Origin of the sequence: Caldisericum sp. (assembly GCA_022759145.1) — a bacterium.
GTDB lineage: Bacteria > Caldisericota > Caldisericia > Caldisericales > Caldisericaceae > Caldisericum.
The window spans coordinates 1-5193 of the sequence record JAEMPV010000078.1; the positions used below are offsets into that span (position 1 = coordinate 1).

Here is a 5193-nt window from a genome sequence, read left to right on the forward strand (position 1 = left end):
GATCTCGTGGGGCCTATTCTTGTAGGGCATAGCTCGGTCGATTTTTGCGCGCGCTTTTTAGTATCGGGGTATATCTTCTAATTTAGTTATGGGTTTTGAGGAGTTCCATAATTGTTGGAATTCTTCTAATTCTTTTGTTATTTCCTGTGGAGATAACGTGAGCCATGCGTTTTCAATGTTTTTTGTAAGTCCAGCCTTGGTGAAGTTGAAGCTGCCGTGGAGTAGGGCTGTGTTGTCTATTATTATTGTTTTCTTGTGTAGGGTTCCATTAGTGTAAAGTCTTATTTCGGCGTTATTGGAGAATTTCTGCAAAATGGTCTGGATGCTTCTTACTGTGGCTTCGTCTTTTGCTTCTCCTATGAGTATTCTTATTTTTGCACCTCCTTTGGATGCTTTTTCCAGTGCCTTAAGGGCTTTTTGATAATCGTAAATCGCAAGGTTCCATGTTGCGATGTCAACGCTTCTTGTGGCATTAGAAATCCATTGAAGAATCACGTCTTCAAGTCTATTTTCGATTTTCCTGTTTAGTGAAAAGTTTTTCGATAAGTTCTCTGCGATTCGATAGCTTAGAGCAAATGGTTGGACAAATGGGCCTGTAGTGCATCCGCTTTCGAAATAGTAGCAGCCAGTATTACCGTCGAAAGGTGTAAAGAATGAGTCTAGTTTGTTTATGAGTTTGCTGAATTGTTCTCTGTATTCTCCGGGGATGATTTGGTGTAGGCAATATCTTATTGTATAAAGGTGTGGAGTGATGCGATACTGTTTGTAAATCTCATTGAGAGCAAGGAGGAATTGTTCCAACTTACCACAGGTGTTTAAGAGGTCTTTTTTCTGTGTTCTCGACTTGATGTCGTGGATGATATTCAAGGCGTCGTTTATCCAGGTATCTTTAAGGTTTCCCTTGCAAAACTCAAAGTTTGAAGTGATCGTGAGTGCCTCGTTAACTATTTGGACAAAGAGGTCTTGTTTTTCGGCAAGTTCTCGAAGGTAACCGTAACCTCCTGATCTTGCCTCGAAGATCCACGAAGTTATGTTTCCGCTATGTTCATCAGTTGTTAGTACATATCCTAGTTCTTCTTCGGAGAGTCCTAATTTGGCCCAGAGATTGCTTAGGATCATGTGGGTAAAAGTGTGAGTAACTATGAATTTCTTTGCCTCTTCTAGCTCTTGAGAGCTAAATGTTGTTCCAAGCTTGAGCAAGCTCTGGAAATCTTTCCTTTTTTTCTCCGGCGTAGCTAATATCTCCTCGCAGTAGAATTTTTCCAGGTATTTCCAAGGATTCAGTGGTTTAGAGTATCTCTTACCTAGACCATTGAATCCAGCTAGTAATAGCATATTAGCTTTAAACTCTAACCATTTTTTAGCATCATCGCCTAATTCTTCGAGAATTTTTCTGAGGGTCTTTTCATTGAAACTTATTTCTAGCGCAGACGTGAGGTTAATTGCTACTCCCAATGTATGCTTGAATTTTACTCTTGTAAAACTTGTCCAAACCTTTGGAAGAAAAGATACTCCGGCATGGTAGGCTACAATGTTTACTGGCTCTACAAATCTTACAGAGGCGAAAGGCAGATCTTTGTAAGGGATTTGTGCAACATGTTTTTCGACGGCATCTTCATTCTTCCATAATTTTATTTCGTGTTCTGGTACGACTTTATATAACCCTGCATAGTTTTGATGGCTTCTTTCCCAAGGAACAAAGAAACGGCACCTTTCTGTGCCTGACTTGTTAAATGGACAAAAACTTGCTAGCGGACATGTTTTCCTGTGCGTAATTAAAACAAGACCTAATTCGCAGTAGCTTGGCTGAATTATGCTATTGAAACTGTATTCGGCCAGTATTGGCTTGAAGAATTTTTTCATGTTCTTTATATGTTCTTTAATTTCTTCCTGTGTTGTCTTTCCAATGAGATAATCGTGGAGCTTGTTGCTTAAGATGAGAACGTAGTTTTTGTTCCTAGGGTTGAACTTGATGATAGGGATTTCAGCATAGATAGTGATCTTTTTATCCTCTATGGTCAAGGAACTTATCTTCGGCCTACTCCACAGAAAGTCTAGGGGTTGAAGCCCGTCTTCTTTTAATTGTCCTTTTTGATATCGAACCATGTGTAATAAGTCAACTATATCCTTGTTGAGAGCTTCTGCACTTAGTTTTCCATAAAAACCTTTAAATCCAGAGGGATATCTGAACACAATTTCAATGCCTTTTTCTTTAGAAGAGAACGCAATCTTAAACGGGGTAGTTATGAAGAGTGCACTAAGCCCCGTTCTTTCATATGTTCCTTCTTTTCCTGTAAAAGCTGTATCCGTCATCTCGGGGCACCTCATATTGATTTGAGAGATATTTTACTTTGTCTAGAATCCGAGGTCGCAAATCCAATTAAAAATTGTAGCCTTTCTATTAAATCGTCGCGAAGATGATCGAACCATATCCACTCGAAGCTGTCCGCAAATACGTATTGGCTTTTATAGCTTTTCTTAATAAATTTAGCTTTGGATAAAGCATAAAAAAGTTGGATCATCTTGTCTTCATTAAGGCTATTAGCAAAATTTTCGATTTTATCTGCAAATTTTTTACATTTATCAACAAAATTAGAGATGTCGTTTATGCTTGTTGAGGGAATGAGAATTTTTGAGTCACTTTCTTTTAATTTTAAATAAGCGTTATTTCCCAGAAATAAGAGCTCTGGTTCGTCATTCTTCCATTGATTGATGGAAGTAATGATATCTTGTATTTTTTCCTTAATTACAGCTGGATCTAATGTAACATAGTTACCCTTGAATTTCTCATTGAGGTCAAGGAGTTGATCAATAGGGGTGTTTATCCAATCTTTAAAGACTTTTTTTACACTATCTAGCTGTGTTCGTGCCCTTCTTTGTAGGTAGTAAATTTTTCCACTCTGTTGTGCTTTTGCGATGCCGTTAAATAACGTTGAAAATTGTTTTTGCAGTTCTTTTGTTTTCTTTTCGATCTCTTTGAATTCTCTATAAATTTCATGTGATTTCTCTAAATGATTTATATTAATAGATAATTTTTTATAAGATGATGCGAACGAGTTTGAAAGATAATTTTTAAGCATGTTATCCATGTATTTTTCTAAAGATTTAAGAGGTAGCCTTTTCTTTTCCTGCAGAATCTGATAAAGATTGTTTTTGATTTTCCATTCTATTTCTTCGAGTTTAAAAGCTTTATCTATAACGGATCTATGCGGTAAAAGGATGACTTCTGGTGTGAGTATGGATTCTTTCGACTGAAGCTTTTGAAGATGAATAGGCGTGTAGAGAGGTAGATAAAAGGCCAGTGCAACTTTATATGCAGCTGATGTTCTACCTGCTCGACCAATCCTTTGTATAATGGCTTCATCTGTGCGTGGTTCTTTGTATTGAACAATGAATGTAACATTGTCGTAATTCATGCCGAGTTCGAGAGTTGACGTTGCTATTAGAATTTTGATATCTCCACGAGTAAATTTGTGTTCTATTTGTCTACGTTCTTCGCCTGAGAGCGCTCCGTGGTGTAGGGCTATTTTGTCGTAGAGTTCAGTTGAAATTTGAGTTAGAAAATTTCTAACCTTTTGGTTTATGAAGGAATGTGAAAATGATTCAAACAAGTGAGCCCAGCTGTAATCGTCAAGAGTTTCGTCGGGGTCTAATGATCTTCTTATATCTTCGGGCTGAAGAGCTTTTTCCTCGTTTTCTCTACAAGAGAATCTAAGAAGATGATCACAGATTTCCGCTCCTTTTCTATTTTTGAAGATAGTCTCTATGTATCCTGCTATTGTTGCAGTCTCCGAGATACTGTCTACAAATATTATGGCTTGGGACTTGTTTTTCCATGTAGATGTTGCGAGAACTTGGATAATTCCTTGGAGAGTGGTCTCCAATGAAAGTCTGTAAGGTAGTAGTGTTACCACAACTTGGAGGCCTTTGTCTTCATGTTGGGGTTCGAGCTGGTTGTAGTCAAGCAACTTTATGTCGTCTCGCTTAATGTCTTGAGAGCCGTCGTTAGACGGGATGCCAAGCAACCATGTTCCCAGATCTTCTTTGTGTTCAAGCGAAATAGTGGCTGAAGAGAGTACGAATGTAGGAGTTTTTCCTTTTTCATTTTCGAGAATATCGCGGTATAGGATAAGAGCCCCAACCAAGTTGATGTAATCTACATTGAGGTAGACATGGGATTCATCAAGAATTATAAATGTTCTTGATAAGTAAGGAAGGGATAACCTTTGATCTTTGATTCTATATCTAAGGGTCCAGGGGTTTGTAATTATAATATCAGGGTCATGAGTTAAGATGTATTCGCGGTCATCCCTTGTCATAGTCATTCCGAGAAAGAATTGTAATTGATGTTCTCTTCCTTGAGAATCTATACAAAAAGTCTTGAGGTTTGGAAACTCGTCGCTTTTCTCGCGGCGTTGGACTATTTTCCAATCTTTGTTTAGAGGGCAGGGTATGGCAAGTTCTATTTGAGTTTCGTTAGGGGATTCATCTTCCAAGCCTTTATCTATGGCAATTGTTAGTCCTTCCTTTCCAAAAAGGTTCTTAAAAGTTTCTTCTCCTAGAGTTTCTTTTAGCGATTCGTTTACATTATAAAGTATTTTTAGAAAGGTTCCTACTTGTTGAATCTGAAGGGATTTTCTTGGATAAACTAAGAGAACTTTATTTTCATTATTATTAGATAATTTATATGCTATGAGAGAAATCAGGCTAGGTATAAAAAATACAATTGTTTTTCCTGTAGCTGTAGGTGCATCTACAATAATGAATCTTTTATCTCCTTCTAGAATTTCCTTAATAGCCTTTATCTGCCACTCAGCGAAAGAGTCATAATCACTCTTTTTTAGACCTGATATTACTCCTTTAATAATTTTTTCTCGCAGTGTTTTGTCAATGTTCATCTTTTTGAAGTAGTCCTCCAGGATTGCTTCAAGGTCTTCTGCTTTATGACGTTTAAAGTTTGGTAGATTGACTTCTTTTAATTCTACAATATAGTGTCCTACCCATCTCTGATCTAGCCCGTCCTCCAGTGCGCGACCTCGAATGACTCTGAAAACGACATCAGCATGTAGGGTTGTGTATACGTCTTTGCCTTCTAGGGAACCAATTTTAATAAGAACTTTATCTTTAATCAATTTTTCTATAACATCTTTTGCCCCCTCACCCCCTATTAGATCATATAAGTTATGGAATGTG

2 protein-coding genes are annotated in these 5193 nt (G+C 37.5%); both read right to left on the bottom strand.

Going from position 1 to position 5193, the window contains the following annotated elements:
- Positions 1 to 57: 57 nt before the first annotated feature.
- Positions 58 to 2313: a hypothetical protein gene (locus tag JHC30_05585; GenBank protein ID MCI4463626.1), complete on the bottom strand. Its 2256-nt coding sequence runs from the start codon at positions 2311 to 2313 to the stop codon at positions 58 to 60.
- An 11-nt stretch (positions 2314 to 2324) separates the two neighbouring features.
- The coding region (locus JHC30_05590) for a DEAD/DEAH box helicase (GenBank protein ID MCI4463627.1) at positions 2325 to 5193 on the bottom strand (2869 nt) is incomplete at its 5' end.